32 protein-coding genes are annotated in these 26038 nt (G+C 56.5%); 9 read left to right on the top strand and 23 right to left on the bottom strand.

What is annotated here, in order from left to right; genetic code table 11:
- Positions 1 to 205 precede the first annotated feature (205 nt).
- Both ACF2JD_RS21880 and ACF2JD_RS21875 read right to left on the bottom strand, forming a co-directional pair.
- Positions 206 to 919: a hypothetical protein gene (locus tag ACF2JD_RS21880; RefSeq protein WP_103829325.1), complete on the bottom strand. Its 714-nt coding sequence runs from the start codon at positions 917 to 919 to the stop codon at positions 206 to 208.
- A 6-nt stretch (positions 920 to 925) separates the two neighbouring features.
- On the bottom strand, positions 926 to 1834 hold the full coding sequence (locus ACF2JD_RS21875; RefSeq protein ID WP_158656463.1) for a DNA replication terminus site-binding protein: 909 nt from the start codon (positions 1832 to 1834) through the stop codon (positions 926 to 928).
- A 220-nt stretch (positions 1835 to 2054) separates the two neighbouring features.
- On the opposite strand from ACF2JD_RS21875, the gene ACF2JD_RS21870 reads away from it, so the two are divergent.
- A complete protein-coding gene (locus tag ACF2JD_RS21870; protein WP_134696316.1) occupies positions 2055 to 2288 on the top strand; it encodes a hypothetical protein in 234 nt (77 codons plus the stop codon).
- Between the two features lie 38 nt (positions 2289 to 2326).
- Here ACF2JD_RS21870 and ACF2JD_RS21865 read toward each other — a convergent pair whose 3' ends face one another.
- The 3 genes from ACF2JD_RS21865 to ACF2JD_RS21855 form a co-directional block, all read right to left on the bottom strand.
- Positions 2327 to 2698 (bottom strand): hypothetical protein, encoded by a 372-nt coding sequence (locus ACF2JD_RS21865; RefSeq protein ID WP_134696315.1) that lies wholly within the window; start codon positions 2696 to 2698, stop codon positions 2327 to 2329.
- A gap of 118 nt (positions 2699 to 2816) precedes the next feature.
- Entirely contained in the window at positions 2817 to 3368 is a 552-nt protein-coding gene (locus tag ACF2JD_RS21860) for a hypothetical protein (RefSeq protein ID WP_128344150.1), read from the bottom strand.
- A 404-nt stretch (positions 3369 to 3772) separates the two neighbouring features.
- Positions 3773 to 4663, bottom strand: coding sequence for an AbiTii domain-containing protein (locus ACF2JD_RS21855; RefSeq protein WP_134696314.1), 891 nt, complete (start codon positions 4661 to 4663; stop codon positions 3773 to 3775).
- Positions 4664 to 4940: 277 nt separating this feature from the next.
- On the opposite strand from ACF2JD_RS21855, the gene umuD reads away from it, so the two are divergent.
- From umuD to ACF2JD_RS21830, 5 genes are read left to right on the top strand one after another with little or no spacing between them, the layout of a single operon-like run.
- Positions 4941 to 5363 carry a translesion error-prone DNA polymerase V autoproteolytic subunit gene (gene umuD / locus ACF2JD_RS21850; RefSeq protein WP_134696327.1) on the top strand — a complete coding sequence of 141 codons (423 nt, stop codon included), beginning with the start codon at positions 4941 to 4943 and terminating at the stop codon, positions 5361 to 5363.
- Positions 5360 to 6037, top strand: a complete 678-nt coding sequence (locus tag ACF2JD_RS21845; protein WP_440988149.1) for a Y-family DNA polymerase — start codon at positions 5360 to 5362, stop codon at positions 6035 to 6037. The genes umuD and ACF2JD_RS21845 overlap by 4 nt, the downstream gene beginning before the upstream one ends.
- 44 nt (positions 6038 to 6081) lie before the next feature.
- Entirely contained in the window at positions 6082 to 6312 is a 231-nt protein-coding gene (locus ACF2JD_RS21840) for a DinB/UmuC family translesion DNA polymerase (RefSeq protein WP_440988148.1), read from the top strand.
- Positions 6299 to 6442, top strand: coding sequence for a hypothetical protein (locus ACF2JD_RS21835; RefSeq protein WP_440988147.1), 144 nt, complete (start codon positions 6299 to 6301; stop codon positions 6440 to 6442). Before ACF2JD_RS21840 ends, ACF2JD_RS21835 begins: the two co-directional genes overlap by 14 nt.
- Before the next feature lie 30 nt (positions 6443 to 6472).
- Entirely contained in the window at positions 6473 to 6625 is a 153-nt protein-coding gene (locus ACF2JD_RS21830) for a DUF4113 domain-containing protein (RefSeq protein WP_440988146.1), read from the top strand.
- A gap of 123 nt (positions 6626 to 6748) precedes the next feature.
- Here the strand turns inward: ACF2JD_RS21830 and ACF2JD_RS21825 are convergent, their stop codons facing one another.
- The 15 genes from ACF2JD_RS21825 to ACF2JD_RS21755 all read right to left on the bottom strand — a co-directional run bounded on the left by ACF2JD_RS21825 (position 6749) and on the right by ACF2JD_RS21755 (position 18268).
- Complete coding sequence (locus ACF2JD_RS21825; RefSeq protein WP_194760745.1) at positions 6749 to 6976, bottom strand: hypothetical protein; 228 nt, start codon at positions 6974 to 6976, stop codon at positions 6749 to 6751.
- On the bottom strand, positions 6952 to 7626 hold the full coding sequence (locus tag ACF2JD_RS21820) for an AbiTii domain-containing protein (protein ID WP_134696313.1): 675 nt from the start codon (positions 7624 to 7626) through the stop codon (positions 6952 to 6954). Before ACF2JD_RS21820 ends, ACF2JD_RS21825 begins: the two co-directional genes overlap by 25 nt.
- A gap of 562 nt (positions 7627 to 8188) precedes the next feature.
- Positions 8189 to 9046 (bottom strand): AbiTii domain-containing protein, encoded by an 858-nt coding sequence (locus ACF2JD_RS21815; protein WP_158656480.1) that lies wholly within the window; start codon positions 9044 to 9046, stop codon positions 8189 to 8191.
- Positions 9047 to 9225: 179 nt separating this feature from the next.
- Positions 9226 to 10101: an AbiTii domain-containing protein gene (locus ACF2JD_RS21810; protein ID WP_103828862.1), complete on the bottom strand. Its 876-nt coding sequence runs from the start codon at positions 10099 to 10101 to the stop codon at positions 9226 to 9228.
- 175 nt (positions 10102 to 10276) lie between these two features.
- Positions 10277 to 11179 (bottom strand): AbiTii domain-containing protein, encoded by a 903-nt coding sequence (locus ACF2JD_RS21805; RefSeq protein ID WP_440988145.1) that lies wholly within the window; start codon positions 11177 to 11179, stop codon positions 10277 to 10279.
- A gap of 176 nt (positions 11180 to 11355) precedes the next feature.
- Positions 11356 to 11688 carry a hypothetical protein gene (locus tag ACF2JD_RS21800; RefSeq protein WP_134696312.1) on the bottom strand — a complete coding sequence of 111 codons (333 nt, stop codon included), beginning with the start codon at positions 11686 to 11688 and terminating at the stop codon, positions 11356 to 11358.
- Between the two features lie 111 nt (positions 11689 to 11799).
- Entirely contained in the window at positions 11800 to 12696 is an 897-nt protein-coding gene (locus tag ACF2JD_RS21795) for an AbiTii domain-containing protein (protein ID WP_228520267.1), read from the bottom strand.
- Between the two features lie 179 nt (positions 12697 to 12875).
- On the bottom strand, positions 12876 to 13154 hold the full coding sequence (locus ACF2JD_RS21790; protein ID WP_128344160.1) for a hypothetical protein: 279 nt from the start codon (positions 13152 to 13154) through the stop codon (positions 12876 to 12878).
- 288 nt (positions 13155 to 13442) lie between these two features.
- Positions 13443 to 14312 carry an AbiTii domain-containing protein gene (locus ACF2JD_RS21785; RefSeq protein ID WP_167576804.1) on the bottom strand — a complete coding sequence of 290 codons (870 nt, stop codon included), beginning with the start codon at positions 14310 to 14312 and terminating at the stop codon, positions 13443 to 13445.
- A 203-nt stretch (positions 14313 to 14515) separates the two neighbouring features.
- Entirely contained in the window at positions 14516 to 14764 is a 249-nt protein-coding gene (locus ACF2JD_RS21780) for a hypothetical protein (RefSeq protein WP_206618400.1), read from the bottom strand.
- Positions 14765 to 14903: 139 nt separating this feature from the next.
- Positions 14904 to 15194 carry a hypothetical protein gene (locus ACF2JD_RS21775; RefSeq protein ID WP_181014934.1) on the bottom strand — a complete coding sequence of 97 codons (291 nt, stop codon included), beginning with the start codon at positions 15192 to 15194 and terminating at the stop codon, positions 14904 to 14906.
- Entirely contained in the window at positions 15187 to 16104 is a 918-nt protein-coding gene (locus tag ACF2JD_RS21770) for a hypothetical protein (protein WP_194760742.1), read from the bottom strand. Before ACF2JD_RS21770 ends, ACF2JD_RS21775 begins: the two co-directional genes overlap by 8 nt.
- A gap of 162 nt (positions 16105 to 16266) precedes the next feature.
- Positions 16267 to 17163 (bottom strand): AbiTii domain-containing protein, encoded by an 897-nt coding sequence (locus ACF2JD_RS21765; RefSeq protein ID WP_103828859.1) that lies wholly within the window; start codon positions 17161 to 17163, stop codon positions 16267 to 16269.
- A 494-nt stretch (positions 17164 to 17657) separates the two neighbouring features.
- Positions 17658 to 17990: a type II toxin-antitoxin system RelE/ParE family toxin gene (locus ACF2JD_RS21760; protein WP_134696310.1), complete on the bottom strand. Its 333-nt coding sequence runs from the start codon at positions 17988 to 17990 to the stop codon at positions 17658 to 17660.
- Positions 17987 to 18268 carry a hypothetical protein gene (locus ACF2JD_RS21755; RefSeq protein WP_134696309.1) on the bottom strand — a complete coding sequence of 94 codons (282 nt, stop codon included), beginning with the start codon at positions 18266 to 18268 and terminating at the stop codon, positions 17987 to 17989. The genes ACF2JD_RS21760 and ACF2JD_RS21755 overlap by 4 nt, the downstream gene beginning before the upstream one ends.
- Before the next feature lie 775 nt (positions 18269 to 19043).
- Between ACF2JD_RS21755 and ACF2JD_RS21750 the strand changes: the two genes are divergently transcribed.
- Together ACF2JD_RS21750 and ACF2JD_RS21745 are read left to right on the top strand one after the other, a co-directional pair.
- A complete protein-coding gene (locus ACF2JD_RS21750; RefSeq protein WP_228520273.1) occupies positions 19044 to 19958 on the top strand; it encodes a DUF6685 family protein in 915 nt (304 codons plus the stop codon).
- Between the two features lie 834 nt (positions 19959 to 20792).
- Complete coding sequence (locus tag ACF2JD_RS21745; RefSeq protein WP_103828854.1) at positions 20793 to 21245, top strand: hypothetical protein; 453 nt, start codon at positions 20793 to 20795, stop codon at positions 21243 to 21245.
- A 68-nt stretch (positions 21246 to 21313) separates the two neighbouring features.
- Here the strand turns inward: ACF2JD_RS21745 and ACF2JD_RS21740 are convergent, their stop codons facing one another.
- Together ACF2JD_RS21740 and ACF2JD_RS21735 are read right to left on the bottom strand one after the other, a co-directional pair.
- Positions 21314 to 22432 (bottom strand): tyrosine-type recombinase/integrase, encoded by a 1119-nt coding sequence (locus ACF2JD_RS21740; protein WP_134696303.1) that lies wholly within the window; start codon positions 22430 to 22432, stop codon positions 21314 to 21316.
- Positions 22429 to 23544 (bottom strand): DNA-binding protein, encoded by a 1116-nt coding sequence (locus tag ACF2JD_RS21735; protein WP_158656478.1) that lies wholly within the window; start codon positions 23542 to 23544, stop codon positions 22429 to 22431. The genes ACF2JD_RS21740 and ACF2JD_RS21735 overlap by 4 nt, the downstream gene beginning before the upstream one ends.
- A gap of 330 nt (positions 23545 to 23874) precedes the next feature.
- On the opposite strand from ACF2JD_RS21735, the gene ACF2JD_RS21730 reads away from it, so the two are divergent.
- Positions 23875 to 24309 (top strand): hypothetical protein, encoded by a 435-nt coding sequence (locus ACF2JD_RS21730; RefSeq protein ID WP_103829330.1) that lies wholly within the window; start codon positions 23875 to 23877, stop codon positions 24307 to 24309.
- Positions 24310 to 24434: 125 nt separating this feature from the next.
- Here the strand turns inward: ACF2JD_RS21730 and ACF2JD_RS21725 are convergent, their stop codons facing one another.
- Positions 24435 to 25148, bottom strand: a complete 714-nt coding sequence (locus tag ACF2JD_RS21725; RefSeq protein WP_103829329.1) for a hypothetical protein — start codon at positions 25146 to 25148, stop codon at positions 24435 to 24437.
- Between the last annotated feature and the right edge of the window lie 890 nt (positions 25149 to 26038).

The following is a 26038-nucleotide window of genomic DNA, read 5'->3' as shown; positions in this document are numbered from 1 at the left end:
CTCTCGGGAGAGAGTGGTTTGGGCTGTGCGCATATGAGGGCGCTCAGGCCAAACATGACAGTCTGAGAACGACAAAACGCAGCCAGGGCTGCGTTTTGTGATTGGGGTGACTCCGATGCATTTCTGCGTGTGCTATGCGGGTAAACCGAAGGAGAATGAGCACTTCGGTAAAATTATCCTATAAGCGGCCGTCATGCAACGGCTGTTATTTATTGCCCATGATGTTCGTGACCAATTTCTTGAGCATCCCGGGTTCGTGTTGCCCTTCCTGGGAAATGGGATGGCCCTGTTCACTGTTTGGTGAGTGACGGCGGGAGCGTTCTTGCCTATCACGCTCTGCCCGCTCTAGCGCGACGCGATAAGTGATACTGCCGCGCATAAAACCAATCAAGGCGCTGAAGCTGAGGCAAAATGCCTGGCACAGTCTGCGGCTGGTTTCATGCTTGTCTTTGGGTGAGCGATTGTGGGTCAGCAGCTCCATAAACTGCAGATCACGGTCGCTGGGCCCATCTGGAATGACGATGCCTGTTGGAGGGGTGATGTCGAAAACCTCCAGGATCGCTTTCTCTGGTGAGTAACCCATATCGAAGACAAGCTGGCGTAGCCTTGTGATGTGCTGCCGTGCTCGTTCTGCTCTCCGGTCGGCCTCGATCATCTCCAATTTAGTGGCACTCATACCCGGGGTGCATAAGGTGGAGGCATTTATTGGTTTGATGTTGACTGCCAGAAAACCTTTTTGTACGGCGCGAGCGTTGAATTCTACAATCATGCCGACTTCAGGAGGAGCCTCACCTAGCCAGTTTTGAGGGGTGATGAAGTAATCGACGCCGGAGATGTCTGCGATAGTGCCGATGGGGCCCGTATCATTGATCACTGTACCGACGACAAAGCCGCGTAGAGGGCCAAATGCGATGCTCATGATTTACTACTGCTCCTGGTAAAGCCAGAGGCGCGAGATAAGCGGCTCATTGGCGGTTTTTTTTGTTTGCCGCGGTGGGCGTTTTTGGGTGACGTCGTAGTTCTTTAGAAGACCGATCTTCACCTTCTGAGCTCCGAGAATGAGAACCGGGGTCGATGCTACTTGCATACGACGGCTATCTCCTTCCACCAGCCAGGCTTGCGGATGGACTGGATTGGGGCGCCGGATGACAAGACGAGCATCATCGGAGAGTGCGGATAGCAGCACAATTTCATCCTCTAGCTGTGCGACCCAACCAGTTGGATCGATTACATGGCGAGGGGGGGAGTCCTGTGATGCTCTAAGCGTACCGATGATCTGTTGTTTGGTCATTCTCTGCATAGTGTTTTTATGAGCCCAACAGAACGAAATTGATCGGGCTGTGTCGCAGGCGACGGTGATTTGTCGGTAAAACTGCAAAGTGATCAGCCCCTCGAACATGCCTTTGCTATGCAGAAACTCCCACCGAGTATTGGGTCCCCCAATTATTGTGCCTGAGTTTGTTACTAGGTCTCGGAAGGTTTTTCGGTCTGCATTAATGGCATCGATTATACCGGCGAGCTCCTCGTTGTGCCTGGAGTGAATCTGAATCGCTCCCGGCAAGCGGTACACCAGGCGAGTGTTTTCACCAGCGTCCGCGTACAGATGGCCCCAAGCATGGTGAGCAGCATACAGAGCTTCGAGTCCGTGAGCCGGAGTCACCGTTATAGAGGGAGTGTCGTGGCGGGTATCCTGCTTCGGGTCATGCGGGGGGAGGGCAAAGGTGCTTCCTTGGATGAACTCGCTGTCGTCAATGAAGTCGCGCAGCATGGCCAACAGCTGGTGTTGACGCTGCTCCAGAGTGCGGAGCTGTGCAGCTAGTTCGTACTTATTCATGGGGCACTCCATCGAGGGGCTCAAACTGGTGCTATTATGACCAGTGGAGAGTGATTTCTCAACCAACATTCCTATAGGATGATCTTCAATCAGAACACAGCCCTTCGGGCTGTGCTCAACTCCTGGGCTACTTTGCTCTAACGACGCCCCGAGTGCTCGGCTAGACCCGGTTCCGCTACTTCTGCGAGACCGCGCTCGCGCGAAGAGAAAGGGTGAGAGAGTGAAGAGAAAGAGAGAAAATAGAGATCATTACTTAGGCTTCGGAGTTTATGAGGATCGTATCGGTTCAGCAGCTAGGCGTCTTGTATCAGTTATCGAAATAGGAATGTTGGTTGAGATTTTAAATGTGACCACCTATCACAATAAGCTCTCCCCCGGAGATACCTCACACCTATGGCGCGATGGCCACAAAGCAGGGCATAAAAAAGCCCCGCTGTGCGGGGCTATTTCTTGAATGTCAGTCTATGTGCTGCATTCACTGTTCAACAGACCTCATCTAGTGAGAGGTAAACCTTGCGCACTGAGCCAGTTCAGTACCGCTTCGTGAAGAAGCTGGTCCGACTCCATTTTCAGTACAGACTCGAGAATCACTCGAGCCAGGCAATCCCCATCTTTCTTGTCAGCATGATCGTAGTCGAAGATGCATGCAAGCCGGGAGTAATCAACTAGCTCAGCAATCCAGGCAGAGGTTTTGCCACAGGCGGTAACCAGAGCATCCATTACCCCATCGTGTTCGTCCGGAGAGGCCTTACGATCACGTAAGTGCATTTGCCAGGTGTTTGCCAGCAGATAACCCATGGTGCTATCGAACATCGGTTTAGTAGCTACGGTGGTAGTAGCGGTATCTTGCAATGAGTTGTGCATTTGTATTCCAAAAGCCCAGAGGGCTGGTTAAACCTTCAACACGAATGTTGAGGCGAAAGGCCGTTGGCCTGGTTGAAGTGAATAGGGGTATAGCAGTCCAAAAAATCAGATTGACGACCTATTCGTTATGGAAAAGAACATATCCAGCTCCGATTTTGCTGGCATCTCTGAACACCGGCCACAATCGTTCTGGGATTGCTCCTTCATCGAGGGCGTCGTAGTTCGCCATATTAAAAAGAAACTCATAAGTTGGGTTGTCATGGTGATGGTTGCCCTTATGAGAGAAGGAGGCGTGCTCACGCACCCATTCCCACTCCGGGACGTCATATGCGCAGTCATAATCTCCGACGGTTTCAGGCATGCTGATTTCCAGCACATGACAGACAGGGCCGGCAGTCACTGCCGGTATCTGAGACTTTCCGACTCTTAGATCAATGACCTCGATTACTGCGCCCCGCATGGACGATGCGATACTCTCAACGACCCTTAGAAGCTCTGGAAGAGCGAGGTTTTCATAGGTTTCGCTGGGCACATAGCTACATAGGGAATCGCCTGATTTGACAGAATTCAGAAGATCCTGGTACGCAGATAGCCACTGTTGTTTATCAATATGTGGGAATACTTGAGCCATCGCATGAGCGAGTAGCACATCATCGATTGCTTGGTTCATGAATTGGACCTCGTTGCATCTGGGCTTTACGCCCGGGTTGGTGTTGGTCACGAGTGGCACATTGCGGACCGAGTGCCATAAGACAGCCTTGGGCTGTTTCTGCATGTGCGCTGACGCCGGAGAAATACCGGTGAACGGACATGCAGAATCAGCCAACGAGGGCTTGGGTGATAGATCACAGGTGGGGGTACCTGCAGAGTGCAGGGAGAGTTGAAGTTGGTGCCTGGCCGGACGGCCTGTCCCCACGTGGGCACCGAGGACAACCGCAGGATACCGAATATCATGAATGGGAGCAACAGCATCAACTCAGGTTGCGGCTGGCGACCTGATTACCTAAGCAAGGCAAAGCAGCAATGTATGGGGGGCACTGACCCCCTACAAATGTGCAGAGTTCCCTGATCGAATTAGCCACCCCTCAAGGTTGCCATCCACCGCTGTGCCTGCGCCACCAGTATCCCTCCGCCGGCGCTCTCCAGGATCGTCCGCACACTGCCGACCACGGCGCCAATCACTGACCATTTTGGGTTAGGGGAGGCGGCCTGGGCCTTGAGGGTATCCAGATCGGCCTGCAGCTCTGCACACGCCTCTCCCTGCAGTTGCCCTTGCGCGACCACCTGCTGCAGCCACGGCAACAAAGCCGCCAGCGCCTCGGACTTCTGCTCGCCTGTCACCGTCTGCTGTTGTTGGCCGCCGGGCGAGCCCAACATCATTTGACCTCCGATGACATCCCCCCCAATGAAAATATTGGTCACCGATTCCGCCTGCTTCTGCTCCTGGGTGGTAAAGCTCATCCCTTCACCTTGGATCCCCAACTCATCCAGATCGAGTGCCCATTCAAGGACCTTAGTACGCACCGCACCGATCAAACGCTGGACCTGATTTGCTCCAAATCGAACTTGTGGTGCGATTGGCATTTTATAGAGAGCCGCTACCATCTTCGATTGAGACGGGTCCATGGGCAACACTACATATTCTGTCCCTGAAGCCAATGGTTCCACTCCATCAATGGGATAATAGAAGGGACATGTTGTCATCACCTCGTGAAGCTCTGCATTCAGGACCGGTAGCAGCACAAGACCTTTCCCCGGGTTAATGGCGTACAGTTGCCCCGTCAAAATCCGGTACTGAGGGATAACAGCCGACTCTGGGTAGCCATCAAGTTCGTTTTTGATCCAGCTAACCCAGTCAGGCTGCTTGAGCTTACGTGCGGCCACCAGTGCGTTTCGCAGTAGATCGGTTGTCTTGACTTCGGGATTACTGGCTATGGTGATGAGCTGAGGGATAAGGGCGGGCATCAATGCGCTCCTGGGCGATATTGGGCCCTCATTGTACCCGGGTTCGGTGGTTTGGATTGCAGGATTGCAAGCGGCAGGATCCCGGCCGCCCTCATGGCCAGCGGTTGGCTCACGTTGACCGGTCACCCAGCCGGCAAACGCGGCAGTTTACCCGTTCCGCAGGTGCTGCTAGAACCAACGCAAAACGACAAAAAATGCGGAGCTAAATGCTAAACGGTGATCCTCACTGGGTTGGTTGGTATACTGTGTTTTTATACAGCAACCAGAGATGACCAGCATGTTTGCTCAACCCGCCCCTAATGCTCCCTTGCTGGAGATCCCCCTGTTTCTCTCCCCTGTAGCCTGCGGCTTTCCGTCCCCGGCGCAGGATTACACCGAGCAAACCATAGACCTTAATCTGCTGTGCGTGGCGCACCCGGCGGCCACCTACTTTGTGCGGGCGGCCGGTGACAGTATGGTCGACCACGGGATCCGCGATGGCGACCTGCTGGTCGTGGACCGCAGTCGCAAGGCGCGCCACGGTAGCGTGGTGGTCGCCGCGGTCGATGGTGAGTTCACCGTGAAGCAGCTGCAGCTTGATCCCACTGTGGCCTTGCTCCCTGGCAACCCGGCCTATCGGCCTATCCATTTCAGTGAGGGGCAGGAGCTGGAAATCTTCGGGGTGGTGTCCTTTATCGTGCATCAGGTGGATGCCCCATGAACAAGTGCTGCACCGTCGCCCTGGTGGACGTGAACAACTTCTACGCTAGCTGCGAGCGGCTGTTTCGGCCCGACCTTAAGGGGCGGCCAATAGTCGTGCTCTCGAACAACGATGGCTGCGTGGTAGCCCGTTCGGCAGAGGCCAAAGCGCTCGGCATCAAGATGGGAGTGCCGTACTTTCAGATCCGTCAATTCTTCGAGGCTATGGGCGGGGTCTGGTTTTCCAGCAATTATGCCCTTTATGGCGACATGTCGAACCGGGTGATGACCATTTTGGAGGGGATGGCCCCGGCGGTGGAGGTCTACAGCGTTGACGAGGCCTTTATCGAGCTGAGCGAACGCTGGGCGGGCGACTTGGTGGCCTATGGCCACCAAGTCCGCGAGCGGGTGCAGCAGTGGACCGGGCTGACCGTGGGGGTCGGCATCGGCCCCACCAAGACGCTCGCCAAGCTCGCCAACTACGCCGCCAAGAAGTGGCCCGCCACGGGCGGTGTGGTCGATCTGCGGGATGAAGGACGCCGCGTCAGGCTGATGGCGATCACCCCGGTAGACGAGGTATGGGGTATTGGTCGGCGGCTCACCGCCAAGCTGGAGACCCAGGGCATCAAGACCGTGGCGGAACTGGTCGCCGCCGACCCCAAGAGCCTGCGCCGCTGCAGTATGGCGTCGTCATAGGTCGCCGTCCAAGGGCTCCGGCGATCCCCTCGCCGAGCTCGACGATGACGCCAGGCCAACGAATCATCTGCAGCGAGTTCGGCGAGCGCATTACCGAGTTTGGCCTGATGCGGGAGGCACTGGCCGGTTACATGGAGCGGGCCGCCGAGAAATTGCGAGGGGAGGGGATGTGCTGCCATGTCACCCTGTTAGTGTGCGGACGTAGCCCATTCAGCGAGCGGGAGCCCTATTACGGCAACCAGGTGAGCAATCAGGTTGGTCATGCCCACCCATGACACCCGGGCGCTGCTGGCTCTTATCCCCGAGCTACTCCCCCGCATCTGGCGTGACGAGCAGCGTTATATGAAGGGGGGCGTCATGCTGGCCGACTTACCCCAGCCAGCATGCACGAGAGCTGTTCGCTGACCGGCAGCAGAATCCCGTAGCGAGGCACTGATGAAGGTGATTGACCAGATCAATCAGGGAAGATTAGGAAAGGTCTACTTCGCGGCTCGTGGCCGGGACACTACGGAGTGGATGATGAAGCGAGAGCAGTTGAGCCCTCGTTATACCACTGCCCTACATGAATTGCCGATCGCAATGACATAACCATGATTTTGAGTGATGAGGGGAAAAACCATTCCACTAAAGATGAGTTATTTCCCTCCTTCTTCGGCTGTTTTCCCAAAATGCAAAGCGGACTGTCGCCCCGCCCATGAATCCGGCTATCAATCAGCTACCGGTCAAGATAGCCAGCCACCCCAGCGCTTGTGCCGAAAGCACTCCTCCGGCGCCTTCCAGGATCGCCCGCACACTGTTGGCCAAGGTTCCAATCAACGGCCAGCTCGGCGTGGGGGCGTCGGCCTGCGCCTGCAGGGCTGCATGCTTGGCCTGCAAATCGGCGTGTGCCGATACCGATAGCGTTCCCTCGGCGTTCACCTGCTGGAGCCAGGCCAGCAAGAAGACAGAGCATCGGTCTTTTGCTCGCCGGACACTGTCTGCTGTTGATGGCCCCCGGGCGAGTTCAGCTGAATTTGAACACCAGTCGCATTCCCTCCGATGTGTATGCTCACCGGCGCCACCTGCCGTTCTTGCGGAGTGACGCTCATGCTGTCCCCCTGAACACCGGAAGCGGCCAAAGCGAGTGCCCAGTCTAGCACCCGCTCCTGCACCGCCGCGATGAGGGCCCGCATCTGGACCGTCGGCATACAAATCTCCACCTCCCGTTCGGTACCGATTTCGGCCATCAGCAAGCTCATGAGCTCAGGGGGGAATCGGACCCTCAGTGCTTTGCCGGTTGCGGCCAGCTCAGCCAGCTCGCTTGCGGGCAGCGAGAGCGGGCAAGTTTGCCACTGTACCGCCCGCTCGGTGTTGGCAACTGACAGCAAGTGGTGGGACCCTGCCTGCCAGTACGCCAGATTCCCGCGCCGCTGGCGATAACGGGGCACACCGCAGCCGTCAGGATAGCCCTGTAGCTCATGGTCAAGCCAGATGATTGCCTCGGGCTGTTGGAGCAGACGTGCCACCACCTTTGCCATGCGCAGCAACTTAGTGATTTCAACGTTCGGATCGCTGGCCAGGGTGATGAGTTCGGGAACATGGGCAGGCATGGGGTGCTCCTGGGCAATAGTGGGGGCCTATTGTACCCGGTTTCGGTCGTGCGGGTTGTAGTGCTACAAGCGGAGAGGATCCGCTCCGGGTCAAAAAAAAGGGAGGCCGAAGCCTCCCTCCAAAAAGTCACTTTTTGAACCAGTTTCACTGGCCTACGTGTAGGTGAAAGTGAAGAGAAATCTTCACTTGATACACGCAGATCAGCATCAAACCGCTAGCGATAATCATGCTTGATAGCATATCGATCTCCATATCAAATCAGGTGAATCCGTTCACCTGAGGGTTATTGGCCTCCTGGCTAGCCATAAGACTCGCTCTTGTGCCCGTGTTGACATTATACACCCTGCCCCCCAACATTTTTCATAAATTCATGATAAATCATGTAGATAATATATAATTCTCACGCTGGTATCACTCGCCCCCAATACTTGACCAGCCCTGTTTATCTACGAAGTATTCCCCGCGTCCACAATATGGGCTGCACCAGTTGATCTGGCTTGTATCTCGCAACGCCACCCGCCGCACGAAGAAAACGTGGCCTGCTGCCTCTGCCGGACTAGCTCAGTGGCCGTTAAGGGTTGCCAGCCACTTCAGCACCAGTTCGCTCAGAACCCCGCCGCCGGCTCCTTCCAGAATCGCCGCAACAGTGCTGGCCACCGCAGCGATCACCGGCCATTTCCACTTGGGGGCGGCGGTCTGGGCCTTGATAGTATCCAGCTCGCTCTGAAGCACATTGCCGTTTGCCAGCTGCAGTGGCTTCTCCTGCGCCACCCCAGGCTGGTCCGTAGCCTTCTGCCCGCCGGTGATGGTTTGCTGTTGCTGGCCCCCGGGCGAGCTCACCATCAGTTGACCACCGTTGAACCCGCCCTCGATGCGAATGGTAACCGGCGCCAGCGGCTGGGGCGAGGAGGGCATTTCGTCCCCCTCGATCCCGGCCTCAACCAAGTCGAGCACCCAGGTCAACAGTTGGTCCCGGACCGCATCAACAAGTGCGCGGATCTGATTGCCGCCAACCACCCGTACCGGCTCCATTGAGATATTCAGGTCTTGCATCAGCATGGCCATCATCTCCGGCGGGAGAACCATGCTCACATTTTTCCCGGGAATAGCCACGTCTTCCAACCCGCTGATGGGCTGACCAATGCTGCATGTCGAGACAGCTTCTGCGAATTCAGGGTGGTCGATGATGATGGGGATCAGCCCTCGAAAGGGATTCCGAGCTTTCAATTCACAGCGTATGACACGATAGGAGGGCAGCTTGGCATCATCCGGATAGCCCCGCAGCTCATGGTCGATCCAGGTAGCCCACTCAGCCTGTTTTAGCATACGGGCGACCACCTTGGCCTTGCGGAGCAGATCGGTGGTCTTAACTGCCGGATCACCGGCCAGGGCAATCAGGTCAGATAGCGAGGTGGACATCGAGGTGCTCCTGGGCGACAAGGGAGGTCCAGTGTACCCGATCTGGCCCGGTCAGTTGCAACGCTGCAAGCGGGTCGGATACAGCCGGTCCGCTCTGGCTGGATTTGAGCTTGGCTTTGTCCGTTGGCCCCAGTATGCAAAGCGGGGCCGCAGCCCCGCTCATACCCCGACGATAGCGATCAGCCGCCGCTCAAGCTGGCCAGCCACTTCAGCACCAGCTCGCTCAGCACCCCGCCGCCGGCGCCTTGCAGCACGGCCAGCACGCTACTACCGGCCAGCACGACGATCAGCGGCCATTTCCGCTTGGCGGTGGCGGCCTGGGGCTTGAGGGTGTTCTGCTCGCTCTGCCGCGTGTCGCGGTCTGCCGGCTGCCGTGGTGCATCCGCGCTCCCCTGCGCCAACCCGGACGGGCCCGCGGCCTTCTGCTCGCCGGTGACGGTTTGCTGTTGCTGGCCTCCCGGCGAGCTCACCATGACTTGGCCACCGTGGAACCCGCCCTCGATGTGAACGGTCACCGGCGCCAACGGCTGGGGTGGGGAGGGCATCCCGTCCCCCTCGATCCCGGCCTTGGCCAGCTCGAGTGCCCAGTCCAACACCTTGTCACGGACTTGAGCTACGACGGCCTGCAGTTGGGATGCGTCCAGTTGATGCACGACCTGGTACTGATCGCGGGCTTTCGCTGACAAGCCATCGTAAACGCGATGCCCAGAGGGGAGTTGCACATAGAGGGTGCCTTGTGACCCCAGCGCCTCCAACTTGCTGATCGAATCAAAACAGAGGTGAGCCTGAGCGGGAATCTCACCGTCAGTTTGGAACGTAAACAGATCAGTCAATTCGCCTGTCTGGACATCCCGCAGGTACACCGGGGCACGGATAAAACGGTATAGAGGAAGAGGATCTGACTCACGGTAGCCCCGCAGCTCCAGGTCGATCCAGGCTAACTGGTCGGATAGCTGGCACCGGTGGGCGATCACCTTGGCCTTGCGCAGCAGATCGGCTGTCTTGACGGCCGGATCGCTGGCCTGGGCGATGAGTTCAGGGAGTGGGGCGGGCATCCAGGCGCTCCTAGGCGACAAAAGAGCCCCAGTGTACCCGATTTGGCCTGCGCGATTGCAGCGCTGCAAGCGGGGCGGACCCCGCTCGCCCTCGCTGACCCGATTGGGGGTGGGCTTTGGCCGCTGACCAAGAAAGCAAAGCGGGGCCGCAGCCCCGCCCATGCCCCGATACCGCTCAGCTACCGGTCAAGGTTGCTAGCCACCCCATCGCCTGCGCCGCCAGCACTCCGCCGCCAGCGCCTTCCAGAATTGCCCGCACACTCCCGGCCACGGCACCGATCACCGGCCATTTGGGGTTGTGGGAGGCAGCCTGGGCCTTGAGCGTATCCATCTCGACCTGCAGCTCCGCGCACATCTCCCGCTGCAGTTGCCCTTGTGCGATCACCTGCGCCAGCCACGGCAACAATGCCGCCAGGGCGGCCTCTTTCTGCGCACTTGTCACCGTCTGCTGTTGTTGGCCACCGGGCGAGTCCTGCATAAACTGAAAACCGGTCGCATTCCCCCCGATGTGAATGTTCACCGGCGCTAGCTGCTTGGCCTGCTGCTGTTCCTGTGGGGTGAAACTCATGCCTTCCCCCTGGATCCCTGCATCAGCCAGGTCAAGCGCCCAGCCAAGCACCTTGTCTCTGATCAGTTCAAGGAGTCCGCGCAGTTGGCTGGTTGCCAGTACGACCTCCGGTGTCATTGGCATATCCCCCTGCATTGCCATAATTTCCGCAGCAACGTTTGGAGGAAACAAGTACCTGACAATCCCATGCTCAGCGGTCGCCAACACTTCCAGCTCGCCGACCGGTTTGACAAACCGACAGGTTGATAATGATTCGATCAGCCCCGGAGAGTCGGACATAAGCGGGATCAGTCCCCGAATGGGATTTCTTACCTTCAATTCTCCCCGTAGCAACCGGTAGGGCGGTAACTCAACACCATCGGGATAGCCCTGCAGCTCATAGTTGATCCAGGCAGCCCATTCCGGCTGCTTTAGCTGACGTGCGGCCACCCATTCCTTGCGTAGCAGGTCGGCGGTCTTGATGGTCGGATCGCTGGCCATGGCGATGAGTTCAGGGATAAGGGCGGGCATTGATGCGTTCCTGGGCAAAATGGGAGCCCCCATTGTACCCGTTTTCGGTCGTGCGGATTGCAGTGCTGCAAACGGCAGGATCCCGGCTCCTCGCTGGCCCGATTTTGGGCGGGCTTGAGCCGCTGACCAAGAAAGCAAACGCCCCGCATAAGCAGGGCGTGATCTGGGCACCATCGTTACAGGCCGTACTGGCCCACCTCGTGGATCCATTTTGTATCGTCATTGCCTGGCCGAGCCGCGGTATACCCTGCCCAACAGAAGAACAGCAGGGCGCCTATCACCAGCAACACCTGCACAACCGTGAACCCCGCTCTGGCGCCATAACGATTTTTTTTCAACGCATCCAGTATCCAGATCCCAGCGGCAACAAACAGCAGGATCAGCAGCGCTGTCATGCCCTCCTGTCTGATCCCCGCGATCAGCATCTTCAACGCATCCCAAACCCAAACCATCATGTCACCCTCCAGAACTACCAAGCCACGCCGTTTAGCGCAAAATACTGTATCCATATACAGTCTCGCAAGCGTACCATGCCGCCCCGCTCGAGCGCACCACCGACCATCCTCCCTTGTCGAGTGAGCGGCGGGATCAGCGCAGCGCGGCAGCCGTCCCCCGCGCTATCAGCTGCCGCTCAAGGTGGCCAGCCAGCCCAGCGCCTGCGCCGCCAACACTCCACCGCCGGCGCCTTCCAGCACCACCCGCACACTGCCGGCCACGGCGCCGATCACCGGCCATTTTGGGTTAGGGGAGGCGGCCTGGGCCTTGAGGGTGTCCAGTTCGGCCTGCAACTCAGCACACGCCTCTCCCTGCAACTGCCCTTGCGCGATCACCTGCTGCAGCCACGGCAACAAGGCAGCCAGCGCCTCGGCCTTCTGCTCGCCTGTCGCTGTCTGCTGTTGCTGGCCGCCGGGCGAGCTCTGCATGAACTGAAAACCGGTCGCATTCCCCCCGATGTGAATGTTCACCGGCGCCAGCTGCTGGGCTTGCTGCTGCTCCTGGGGGGTAAAGCTCATCCCGTCCCCCTGGATCCCTGCATCAGCCAAGTCAAGCGCCCAAGTCAGCAGCTTGTCTCGGACCGCCTCAATAAGCCCACGAACTTGGTTTGACCCCAAGGCGAGTTCTGGCACCCCTGGCAGTGAAAGCTCTTGTATCAGAAATTGGCTCTGTTCGGGGGTGAAGAACGAACGAACAACTTCACCAGGTACAGCCAGGTCCTCCAAGGCCCCCATCGGATGACCAAACCGGGATTCCGTTATTAACCTGTTCATCTCGGCATTCCTAATTGGCAATGGAAGCCTCCCATGACCAGGCACATCGACTTTGAGCTCACCTTGCAGCACACGGTAGGGCGGTAAATCCCCGGACTGCGGATAGCCTTGCAGTTCATGGTCTATCCAGGTGGCCCACTCGGGCTGCTTGAGCAAGCGGGCGGCCACCATAGCCTTGCGCAGCAGGTCGGTAGTTTTGACGGTCGGATCGCTGGCCATGGCGATCAGCTCGGGGATAAGGGCGGGCATCGGGTGCTCCTAGGGGTCGACAAGGGGGGCCCATTGTACCCGGTTTGGCCCTGTCGATTGCAGCGCTGCGAGCGGGGCGGACCCCGCTCGCCCTCGCTGACCCGATTGGGGGCGGGCTTTGGCCGCTTACCAAGAAAGCAAACGCCCTGCATAAGCAGGGCGTGATCTGGGCACCATCGTTACAGGCCGTACTGGCCCACCTCGTGGATCCATTTTGTATCGTCATCGCTTGGCCGAGTCGCTGTATACCCTGCCCAACAGAAGAACAGCAGGGCGCCTATCACCAGCAACACCTGCACAACCATGAACCCCGCGCCGGCGCCATAACGATTATTTTTCAACTTCTCCAGTATCCCGATCCCAGCGGCAACTAACAGCACGATCAACAGCGCTGTCATACCCTCCTGTCTGATCCCCGCTATCAGCATCCTCAACGCATCCCAAACCCAATCCATCATGTCACCCTCCAGAACAACCAGGCCGCACCGTTGTGCGCAAAGCACTGTATCCATATACAGTCTCTTTAGCGTACCATGCCGCCACGCACGAGCGCACCACCGACCATCACTCCTTCGTCGAGTGAGCGGCGGGATCAGCGCTGGGCGGTAAGGGATGGCATCGGTTCGCCATCGCGCACCCACCAGCCGGCAAGCACAGCGCGGCAGTGTCCTTTTGCCCTTGGCTTTGGCCGTTGGCCCGGAAAACAAAGCGGGGCCGCAGCCCCGCTCATACCACGACGATAGCGATCAGCCGCCGCTCAAGCTGGCCAGCCACTTCAGCACCAGCTCGCTCAGCACCCCGCCGCCGGCGCCTTGCAGCACGGCCAGCAGGCTACTACCGGCCAGCACGACGATCAGCGGCCATTTCCGCTTGGCGGTGGCGACCTGGGGCTTGAGGCTGTCCTGCTCGCGCTGCCGCGTGTCGAGGTCTGCCGGCTGCCGTGGTGCATCCGTGCTCCCCTGCGCCAACCCGGACGGGCCCGCGGCCTTCTGCTCGCCGGTAACTGTTTGCTGTTGCTGACCTCCCGGCGAGCTCACCATGACTTGGCCACCGTGGAACCCGCCCTCGATGTGAAAGGTCACCGGCGCCAACGGCTGAGGTGGGGAGGGCATCTTGTCCTCCTCGATCCCGGCCTCGGCCAGGTCGAGTGCCCTGCTCAGCAGCTTGTCCCGCACGGCATCGATAAGGCCTCGTACCTGGTTAACCCCCAGCACCCGCTCCGGCACCCTCGAGATCCGCAGTGCCTGCATCATCTCGACGGCCACATCTGCAGCAAAGCAAAAACTCAGGGGTTTCCCTGGTATCACCGCCTCTTCCAGCGGGCCAACAGGCTGGCCACACCGGCACCAGGTATAAAGGTAGGCCACCTGGGGATCATCAAACTGGATCGGGATCAGCCTACGCGCGGAGTCTCTGGCCATCAGCTCACACCGCATCTGGCGGTAGGGTGGCAACTCTACCTCATCGGGATAGCCCTGCAGCTCATACCCGATCCAGGTAGCCCACTCGGGTTGCTTGAGCCGGCGGGCGACCACCAGGGCCTTGCGCAGCAGATCGGCGGTCTTGACGGTCGGATCGCTGGCCAGGGCGATCAGGTCAGATAGCGGGGTGGGCATCGAGGTGCTCCAGGGCGACAAGGGAGGCCCAGTGTACCCGATTTGTCACGGTTGATTGCAGCGCTGCAAGCGGCAGGATCCCGGTCCCTCGCGGTGTCGGATTTGGGGCGGGCTTTTGCCGCTGACCAAGAAAGTAAAAGCCCCGCAGGGCGGGGCAATGTGTGACGGCAAGGCCGGTGATCACGGTCGGGGCGGGGGGGCAGTCACCTGACCTTGTGGAAGATGATGAGGATCAGGGGGACGCAGATCAGGAAGCCCAGGGAGGCCGCGTCAAACACCACGCCGGTGGCTTGCATCACCGCGTCCATCATGGCGCGGTGATACTCCAACGAGACGGGGCCAGTCCCGATCACGCTCTCCTTCTCAGCAATGTGCCCGAAGCTGGTAGAAGCCACCCCCAGCCAGAGGTAATAGCCCAGGGAAACCAGCGCAATGCCGGCCCAACGTAACACGGTTTTACTCTTACTTGCTGATATGACTTTATCCATCTAGTCGTCCATCCACCGCGCCACCGGAATACGGTTTCCGCCATCCACACGACACCTTTCAGAATAATCACAGCGAAAAATAGTACCGCTATATATTATGTCATCACTTATTGCCGCCCATGTTACTATATTTAGTTTTTCTATTTTCGACCCACCTCACAACTAATAAATATGAAAAGTAAAGCGCGGCGAATGAAATCACTGAGCCAAAATAAAGAAAATAAATCATGTCGTACACGCCATTGACTAGGCGGCTATACTCAGTGCCAATTAAATCAAACTCTAATCCATATTTTATATTGACCAATACGAGAACCAATATTGCGCTCATGATTATAAAATGAATCACAAAGGGCATTGCCACCCCTGTTATTTTAAGGATTTTCTTAATCATTGCTGCTACCTAATGAACCACCAAATGTCCCTGGGGAAACGCCACTTGAGCTGCCACCTGCAGCACCGGAACTATTGCCGGAGGAACCAAGGGTTTCTCCAATAGGTCCTGCACTCTTCATTGGCGATAAGCCCTCACCGTTCGGGATGGCTGTCTTCATAGCCGAAGTCACCTCAACTACAAGCATGTCAGAGCTTGAGGCTAGCTGTGACAGGTGGCGTTCGAGTGATGACGGTATGACGAAGTCCTCTGTGTACGTGTTCCCTATCGGCCCGTTGACAGTGAAGACGCTTGTCCCTGCCAGCTTCAACGCATCAACGGAAGTCGTTGTGCAGTTACTACCAGTTAGATCGTATTTATTTATCACTCTGCCAGTTTCTTTTATTTTATCTTTTTCTGGTTGAGTGGAACTGGAAAGCCATTTTCTTTGGAATATTGCCAACGTCAAATTTTCATCTACATCCATGATTTTAAATGCTCTCGCATTCATGCTATATAGTTCGTGTTGATAATACTCCCGAGCTTTTGCAAAGCCATATTGAATAAGTACGCCGTCACCGACAGGGGATACAGGATTACCATCAAATCGACCGTATGTGTATACGTGCATACTCCACTCTTTGTGGACTGAAATAAAGGCGTGCCCGGTTCCCTTTGTTTCAGTCCACAGAAATACACCGTTTGCTAAAATATCTCGTGGATTTTCGCAAATTTCATTTGCTATCCAATGCCCTTTGTTCGTTTCAATTAAGGTGACGCTGCCACGATCATCAGATCGAAAGCTTGAGGTTTTCTCGCCTTCCCATTCGCTTTTACCCCAGCGCTGCCATCCACCATTCCACCACTGCCCACTTCTGCTCGGATCCACATTTCCTCCACAGCCTTGCTTCCCAAAAAACCATTGTGCCATGTATGGGTAATCCGACCAACCGAGCGGATACCCAGACAAGTCACCGTCTGTCCGTTGCCGTACTGCAACTGGGAGCAGCGCTAGGCGGTAAGCGAGGACATCGGTTCGCCATCGCACACCCGCCAGCAGGTAAGCGCAGAGCGGTAGCCCTCCCCCGCGCCATCAGCTGCCGCTCAAGGTGGCCAGCCTGCCCAACACTGCTTCCGTCAGTACCCCGCTGCCGGCCCCTTCCAGGATCGCCCGCACACTGTTGGCCACGGCGCCGATCACCGGCCACTTGGGCTTAGGGGAGGCGGCCTGGGCCTTGAGGGTATCCAGCTCGGCCTGCAGCTCCGCACACGCTTCTCCCTGCAGTTGCCCTTGCGCGATCACCTGTTGTAGCCACGGCAACAAGGCCGCCAGGGCAACTTCCTTCTGTTCAATCGTCACAGTCTGCTGTTGCTGACCGCCGGGCGAGTTTTGCATCAACTGAAGACCATGAGCATCTCCATTGATGTGAATGTGGGTTACCGGCGCCACCTGCTGGGCTTGCTGCCGCTCTTGAGAAGTGAAGCTCATGCCTTCCCCCAAGATCCCCTCCTTTTCAAGCTGCAGTGCCCAATTCAAAACCTGATTTCTGACCGCCCCCAAGATCCGGTTCATGCTGGCCAACGTGAACCGACGAAGAGGGGTACAGTTCGTATCACATGCCGCCCGCAAGGCATCAGCTTCGCGCGGGGAAAATTGCATATGAATATCGTCAGATTCAGCACACCACCCCTCAATCTCGTCAACAGGCGTGTCAAAGTGGCAGAGTTGCCATCGAAATGCGGCCTCTGCAGACGGAAAGACCACCCCCTTCAGTCCATGGTGCCCATCGATCAGGACTTCTCCTTGTACATGCCGATAGACTGGGATGGCATCATCCGGCCCGTATCCATTGAGCTCGTGTCCAAGCCAGGTAACCCACTCGGGCAACTGCAGGCGGTGGGCCGCCACTAGGGCGCGGCGTAGCAGATCAGCGGTTTTAACGGCCGGATCGTTGGCCAGGGCAATCAGTTCGGGGATGAGTGCGGGCATGGACGTGCTCCTAAGCGATATTAGGCCCCCATTGTACTCGGTTTCGGTAGTTTGGATTGCAGGGCTGCAAACGGCAGGATCCCGCTCGTCCTCAATGGCCGGTTTTTCAAATCCCTCTTACTGCTATTAGCGTCTGGTGTACCATTCACGGGAGCAAACACCGCCATCCGGTTCGAACACCCCCATATGGCCAGATAGCCACGCACGGTGAAGCTCTGTGCCAACAATCAGCCTCCTCAACCAACGTGGCCATAGATGTTGCTGATATCCCTCAAGATATGCCCACAGAAGAATCCGCTTACTCATTTTTTCCTTTCTCAACGAGGTTGAGTGCATGGTAGGAGATACCTGCTAACTCCCGCCACACACATCACAATCAGGTTCGCCCGGTAGTACGTCGCCGGCCGGGGTCTTGTGCGGGGCGTCTTGTTCGGCGGCATGGCTGCCGAACAACCGACCCAGGCGGTTAACAAGGGTCATCGGGTGCGTCACCGTCATTGTCGCAAGATCAGATGCCGATACAGGGCATCCTCGATGCTCTGGCGCTGGTGCAGCACCAGCAGGATATAGGCCGCATCGGGCAGCACACTGTAGAGCACCCGGTAGCCCTTCTGATCGATACGCTCGCGCACATCGAGGCCATAGTCAGCGGTCGCCGGGCACTGGCGATAGAGCAGGGGATTGGCACTGATCGCCGCCACGGCCTCGGTCAGCAACGTCTCCACCAGGACGGCGGCCTGCTCGGGCCCGCAGTGCACCGCATTGAAGGCTTCGATGTCCTGCAGGCAGGTCAGCGCGGTCGCGGTCACGCGCACCGACAGCGTCATGTGCGGGCCGCCCGCAGCAGGGCCAGGGCTTCATCCTCGCTGTAGCTGCGACCTGGCCGGCCAATGTCCTGGGTGGCCAGGGCGACCAGCTTGACCAGCGCCTTATCTTCCCGCGCCTGGTGCAGATCGGCCAGCTCTTGGGAGCGGTCGGCGGCGGTGGTGATAAACAACTCGGGGGTGCCGTTCTTTGTGACGTAGACCCCGCCGCTGAAATTCTCTGGAGTGCCCAACGCCTCGCGCGCGGCGCGCTGGGACATGGCTTTGACGACTTCTCTCATGGCGTTATCTCTTACTGGTGTCCGTGATGGGATCAGTATACCCCTGCCCGGAACGCAGCGGTACAAAATTGATTACCAATATTACCCACTAACCCGCCGTGCCGGTTGTAGGGCTGCAAGTGGCAGGATCCCGGCCCCTCGCTGGCCAGATTTGGGGCGGGCTTTGGCCGCTGACCAAGACTCCCAAATCCCCTTAGCCATCCCCTCACCACAACATATGGTGCCTTTGCAGCTGGCCGGGGACACTATATCTAGTGGATCTGGCGAGGATCTGCCCCGCGCCGCGCCCTTCCTGGCTCCCCCCGCGCTTTTGACTTTTCGCACTATCCGGTAAAACTCCCAAACCGGCGCCGGGCCGGCGCGGATTTATTGGCCCTGACAGCGGCCCCCGGATCTGGCATCCTGCCGATCACCGACTTCCCCCCCGCGACGAGGATCCCGATGCAGATCACCCCGCTTGGCCATGGCCACCCCCTGGCCACCCTGCACCAGGGCGGCCCCCTGGTGCGCCCCGTTATCCCTTGGCCCATAAAGTGCGGGTGGTGCTGGCCGATGGAACTGGCTGAAAGAGACAGAGGGGGAGGGATATAACATTGGTGGTGCTGACGCCGCGGTGCTGCTACAGGAAAACCCGCAATTTACGGGAAGGTGGAGTTGACGCTGGCCGGCACAGCCCACAGGATAGGGGACGCAAACAGCCCTCGCGTCAACGGCGCTCGGGGTTATCAAAATCACTTTTGAACAATCAATATCAACATTCGATGGAGTCCTTGCCATGTTTGCCACCACTGTGCGCTTTATGAAGCATCAGCTGGGCCACCCCGCCCGCCTGAATGCCCTGCTGGCCACCGATCCCGCCCTGGGCTATGCCCTCGAGCTGCCCCCCTCTGTCAGTACCGACAGCATCACTCGCTGGCACGAATGGCGACCAGCAGGCTGGAACGCCCAACCCGGCGAGCTGCGCGGCTGGGCACGGATCAATGGCCAATACCAGGGTCATGCCATCCTGAACGGTGCGCTGGCCACCCTCTGCGAACAGGCACAATTTGAAGACTGGACGTGTGATATTCGCCAAGTGCAGGTGCTCTCTGCCTCCAAGAGCCCCCTCGAAGCCTTTGCCGATCTGGATGCCTTTGCCGAGGCCCGTTGCCGGGGCTACCTCGATGACGCCAGCTCCGACAACATCGCCCGCAACCTGGTCCATGGCGAGGTCAGGATCATGCAACCGGGTCGCGGCGACTATTTTCTCTACCACGGCTGGGATGGCCGGCTCTGCCTCATCAACAGCGGCGGCAGTCACCACTTTGCCACCGCCCGTTACCTGGCCGGCGTCGCCCGCCAACCGGTCGAGCTCAAAGGGATGCTCAAGGGCTACCTGCTCAACCCTGCCGCCGTCACCGGCCTGACAGACGAATATGAGCTGTTCGCCATCACCCGGGATCCGCTGCTCTGGGATGAGTTGTTTGAGTCGATGCGTGCATTGCAGGCCACCTGGTTTGCCGGCGACTTACCCCGCCCTCACCGCGAGGGGCGGGCACTGCTGCTGCCCAGGGACGACCGCAATTCGATGAAGGTGGCCAGCGCCCTGCGCAAGGCCGGAGTGACCGATCTAGGGAGTTACCTGCAGCGGCAAGTCCATCGCCAACATGACTATCCGGTCGGGGCGATCATGGCCGGTTGTCACGGGTAACCCCGCACCGTGGACAACAGCCCAGTCCACAGAGGACAAGCCCCTGCTGGACGGCCTGCGGTATGGCACTTGTCCATCGCGTTAAGAACCTCTTAATTCTAATGACTGACTGCAGTGGCGTGTGCCATAGAGGATGTCGAAGGTGAATCTGTGTGTGAGCTGATGCCATAGACATATCGGTGAACGGACATGAAGGATTCAACAAGCGAGGGGCTAATTGATACACCACAGAACGATATGGTTAGCAGGGGGGTGTAGATGGACTATGAGTAGGGGCCAAGTCGATTAGCTGGTTCCCTCATATCCTCCGGAGACAATGGCCAGATTAGCCCGTTACAGAACAGAATTAATAGATGGTTAGGAGAGCATAGTCAGCAAACCATTCTTCAAACACCACGAATGCGGATTTTAGCTGCCATTCATGACCCCTGGATCAAATCCCAACGATCATTCTACCGATTCGAGTCGTGTTGCTTCAGCATGGTTCAGCCACATCATTATAGCCTCAGTATGATTTGACGATAAGTTTATGCCCTGATCACTGCAATGCTGAAGCCATGTCAATACAGAAGAGGATGTTGAGTCAACAATGATCTCTGTGAGCTCTAAATGGATGTGGCAACCAGGTGGAAGAATGCTCGCGTACATGATCATAATTTCGCCCAATGAAGGTGCTATTTGTGTATCTGTGGCCATAGTATCTGTCTATCAATTTATCCCTCGGCAGCATAGCTCAAAGCTCTCTTGATAATCGGGTACGAATTGATAGGGGGGTTTTTGCATGCCGGTAGATAGCATGTAGAATACCAAAAAACATCGAAAAATGAGTGGGTTATGACACAAGAATACGGCAAGGCGTTCAAAGTGTACCGGCAGGATCTATCAATGGCCGCCACCTTCCAGGCAGTGAAGGCCTCCGCCGGATATCCGACTGTGAGACTGGAGTTGGCACCAATGTCCGGAAGCAATGCGAACTGGGAAAATAAGTGGGGGATTAATATCTCATTCAAGGAGCTGCATGCAGTTGCGTCTGTCCTGACGGGCCTTAAGAAGACTTGCTCTGGCTCTTTCCATGGCGAAGAGAAAAACCATAGCTATGAATTTTTAAACACTGGAGTAGGGGTCAAGCTGGTGATACATTTCGCAGGCCATGGGCGTTCGATAACTCTCAATGGCAATGATTCTTTCTGGTTGTCGACCCTGGTCATTGATGCCATATCGCAAAATGCTCCCCCGGGATTTGCAAACAACCTCATTATGCCGCTCATTCAAAGAACACAATTCTGAACTGAATTGTTGAGCGCCGATCAGTACCAATCGGCGCAAATAACGCTGCAATATACAGATGCGATTGGCTAATCTTCAGTACCTTCAGAATATCTGCTAAATATATCCTCGCCTGCGATGACGGCGCGCATTTCATCTCTGCTAGTTTCAGTGTAGATCGAGGTAGTTGATATATTTGAATGACCCATCAAGTCTGACACTGTTTGTATATCGCTGCGTTTGAGGTTCTTTTGTGCAAAGGTATACCTTAGGTCATGTGGTGTTGCATGCTCGATGCCAGCCAAGATCAGCCTTTGCTCCATCATACGGTTCACGCTAGAGCGGTCGAGTGGCCTCAGTTGACCGACCATGCTCGGTGGAATCCGCTTCTTAACGGCATCGTTGTCTGTGTATCTTACAGTTTTCCCACCCCTGTTGATTGAGCAGAATAATGGACCGAGGTCATCCCCCCGGACCTCGGTCCAGTTCCCAAATATTTCTCGTAACCCTCGTGGCATAGGCAATGTTCTTGGTTTATTTCCCTTTCCTTTGTAAACCAGTAATTCTCCATCAATCGCACCCGCCCATCTGATATGCTCAATCCGTAGGCCAACCACTTCCATTCGACGTAACCCACACCCCCTCATAACGGACAAGATAGCCATATCACGAAGCCCTTTAGGACTTTTGTCAGCTCCCAGCATACTAAAGAGGCAAGAAATCTCGTCGTCAGTTAGGCTTCTGTGGGGGCGGATTTCGCCACGCCCTTGTGAGCCCTTGATGTTCTTTGACGCCATAATCGCATCATATTCACCATGATTGTCATCCGGGATCATCCGTAACAACTTTGCCATTTTTAATACAGAACGAATCATGCTCATATGACGATGTATTGTTTTTGGTGCCAACCCTTGTTGTTCGAGATAACGCATGGTTATCTGGTAGTGATTTGATGTCATTAGATGCCAGGGGGCCACTTCAGGTTCAGAGCCATATAATAGCTGACTGATTTTCGTCAATGTCGATTTTGCCGTGGACCTGCTACCGGCAGAAAGTGAAGCTAAGTATCCGGTGTATGGCGATTCTGGAATTAGATCTATTCTGCCCGCAAGGGTGTTTTCACCATACGGCACTAGTGTTGTTGACGGCTCCTTCAAATACCCCTTATTTACACCATCAATTATCAATTCACCCTTGACCTTTCTCAATTATCCTTCCCCCCTAGCATACTCAGCATTTCATTCATAGTCTGCAACTTAGCCTCTTGCTGAATAATAACGATCTTTGCCGCCTTCAGTTCATCTTGAGCATATGAATATTGTTGTTTGGATGAATCATTTTGCTCTGTCAGTTCCAGTAAATCACGTTCGAGGTTATTAACTTTATTCGCCATCTGTTGCTCTGTAACTGCAGCAGTTTGAAGCTGTTGACGCAAGGTATTGCATTCGATTTTTACTTCATTCATTCCATCTAATTGGTTTTGAAGCATGAGGATCTTGTGCTCAAGCTCGATGCAGTTCCGTTGGCATGAACGTAATGCTTCCTGAGTGGCATCAAGCTGATTTTCCTGCGCTGTGGAATGATCTTTGACCTTGAGCAATTCAGACTTCGACGAGGCAACTTCTGATTGAAGTTGACCAATGGTAGCGTTTGACTCAGCAAGTTGTCTCTGTAATTCGACACGCTGCTCTGTCGACATATTCAGGCCTGATTGCAGACGAGTGGCTTCTAGCTTGAGTGCTTTCGCTTCATCATTTGCAGCCCGAGCTATCGCTTGTGCTTCATCGACCTGAGTCCTTGCCTCCAGAAGATTTTCTGATGCAATTGCGAGAGCGGAAGTAAGACGGGCCACCTCTAACTTGGTCGAATTGTGAGTATCTGAAAGTTCGGTAAGCCGATTTTGAAGCTCGTGATTCTGCGCATTCACCTGATCATTAAGTGCTTGCTGCCGGTCGAGCTGTTCCACCAATAAGGCATTCTCAGCCTCAATTGCCTCAATGGCAGACTCACTCATCTTAGCTTGCTCATCCATGCGCCGGCGTTCGGCAACCAGGTCCATTTGTTGGCAATCTGCTGAAATCCGCCACATCTGCTCAATGAACTCCATGCCGGCGGCCGACACCGACGAAGGTACATTAGCGGAGCTCGGTGCAGGGCGATTTGCGCTCTGCCACTCCCTCAATACCGGGCCGATTTGGGAGTTAGAGCCGCGGCCCAGTCGCTGAATAATGAGCTTGTATGTTGGAGCATGGCCAGTAGCGGCAACCTCCTCAATGGCCCTCCAGATATCTTCTCGTTGCAAAGCTACCTTTGTTTTCATAACTGTCCCCAATAGTGACCACATTTAGCCAATCGCGTATCGCGTAGCATCTCATTACACGCGACACGACACAACCCCAAGTCACCAGCACAGCGATAAATACAGCCGAAACCAAAACCATAAAAGGACTGGAGCGTCAAGATACCCCATCAAAAATACATAGCGCAATGAAATGTATATTCTATTGCGTTAAATCCCCAGTGGGGGTAGGATTCATTTTGTCGGTGTAACCATCACTACACGACGACACTACCAAGCAAATGAGTGGGCTCATGACCATCAACCACGATATGGTTGGTGCTAGAGTTGGAAGCAACGAAAGGAGGAAGTGTGAGAGGCTTGTTTTTAGGGGTTGACCACCGATTCGTCACGCAGGCCTTTCTTGGGGCCACGGTGGCGACCGGCTGCGCACTACGGTTTGGATCTGGAGCGGACTTCGCTGCTGGTTACTACGCGCTCACGGCACTGGTCATGGCCATAGGCCTAGGGTGTCTGTACTTCGGGTTATCAGCGAACTACCTGGGCTTAAGTTGGCAGTTGTTCCAGTACCCATATGACATAGGCACCCGCACTCGCCTGGCATCACTCTTGGTGATGCGCCGTCGAGCTGCGATAGGACTCGGCATTTCAATGGCGATGACCAACAATTTGATTATGTTGGCGGCTTTTGGGGGGGGTGTGTTTTCTGTCACCTCACTCGGGGTGTTGGCGGGGTTCTTTTTCGTGTTGGCGTATCAGTGGCACTTCAAAAGGAAAGTGGCTTAATACAGACTAGGGTGCGATTAAAAAAGCTCCGAAAAAGCCGACTCTCATTGAATTCTAGCGCCCTGAGCTACCTCCCCCCAAAAACTTCAGCGGCCGTCATCTCTCACGATTATTGACTTGGATTCTCAGGAGCAAATGGTACCGAAATCTCCCGCGCTTTCAGGAAGCGTCATCTCCCATGGACGAGGTGTTGGTTCGTAGTAGCGGATCCCTACACCTCTTGCTACGTTCTGCAGCTCGTTCAATATCATTTTTGCAGAGTTAGCGACAGCGAAACGGTGGGATGGGAGAACGGAATTAATTCCTTTCTGTAGGAGGGATGGATAGAAATGATTGGATTGAATATCTCCGATACCAACTTGAATGCCGACAGCATCATATATTTCGGCGAGTCCTTTGGTATCTAAACGCTCAGGAAACATCCCTAATGAATCAGGCGTTCCCATTAAAATAAAATGTTTATTGTGAGCCAGCAGTGCGACATGTCTTGTCACGGTTTCAACGAAACGATAATCAGCCAATATTTGCATGCTAATTGGGATGAACATTTTCGGAGCTTCACCAATAGCATCGCGAGGTATGCTTTTCCAGACATCTAGTGCTTTACCAAGAAGGTACGAACCAAGCAAAAACTCTACATCGTAGGTGTAGGTTGCAAAGCGCATAGATAGCGGAAGGCGAAGCACAAGAGCATTCGTAGTATCCCCATCAGCAGGGAACACTGGGTCTAGGGTCAGCTTGATGCTATCAGCAGCAATTGCTTGGCGTGCCAATTGAGCCGCCGTGAGTTTATCTGGTTTCATGTGGTTATGTTTTTTTCTCCGCTTGTCTTTAGGCATTGTGACACACCTCCGTAAGCGAAATTAATAGTCAGCTGAGGTGATGGTTTTTCACGGCAGCAATCACAGCATGGCAGTTTGGGACTCAAATTACAACAGACCAAATGTATAGTTTGCCTACACTACAATGTCATACCACACAAAAATGTTAACACACTATTACGCGCTTCATTTCATTTGGCAAGGTAAACCCCCTACTTCGTTCAGCGTTTCGCAAGGTAATCTAACATCCCGGTTGTTCTTTCATATGCAGACCCCTTCATTTGGCTCTGGGCCTCCTCCCTTCGCTCACCGCAGGCCGCCCCGGGCGCCGAGACCGCGGCGGGTCGGTGCCACCAGCTACACCGACCCGCCGGACGCAGTACCGGATCCACCCCGCCGGCGGAGGCCACCCTGGGCCCGAGCTCGTCGGCGGCCCGGGGCCACCTGCTACACCGGCCCGCCGGACGCAGCACCGGATCACCCCCGCCGGCGGAGGCCACCCTGGGCCCGAGCTCGTCGGCGGCCCGGGGCCACCTGCTACACCGGCCCGCCGGACGCAGTACCGGATCCACCCCGCCGGCGGAGGCCACCCTGGGCCCGAGCTCGTCGGCGGCCCGGGGCCACCTGCTACACCGGCCCGCCGGACGCAGCACCGGATCACCCCCGCCGGCAGTGGCCACCCTGGGCGCCGAGCTCGTCGGCGGCCCGGGGCCACCGGCAGTACCGACCCGCCGGACGTCGCACCGGATCACCCCCGCCGGCAGTGGCCACCCTGGGCACCGAGCTCGTCGGCGGCCCGGGGCCACCTGCTACACCGGCCCGCCGGACGTCGCACCGGATCACCCCCGCCGGCAGTGGCCACCCTGGGCGCCGAGCTCGTCGGCGGCCCGGGGCCACCTGCTACACCG

The organism is Aeromonas ichthyocola (assembly GCF_046087985.1).
GTDB classification, from domain to species: domain Bacteria; phylum Pseudomonadota; class Gammaproteobacteria; order Enterobacterales; family Aeromonadaceae; genus Aeromonas; species Aeromonas rivipollensis.
This window is presented reverse-complemented; position numbering and strand designations above follow the sequence as displayed.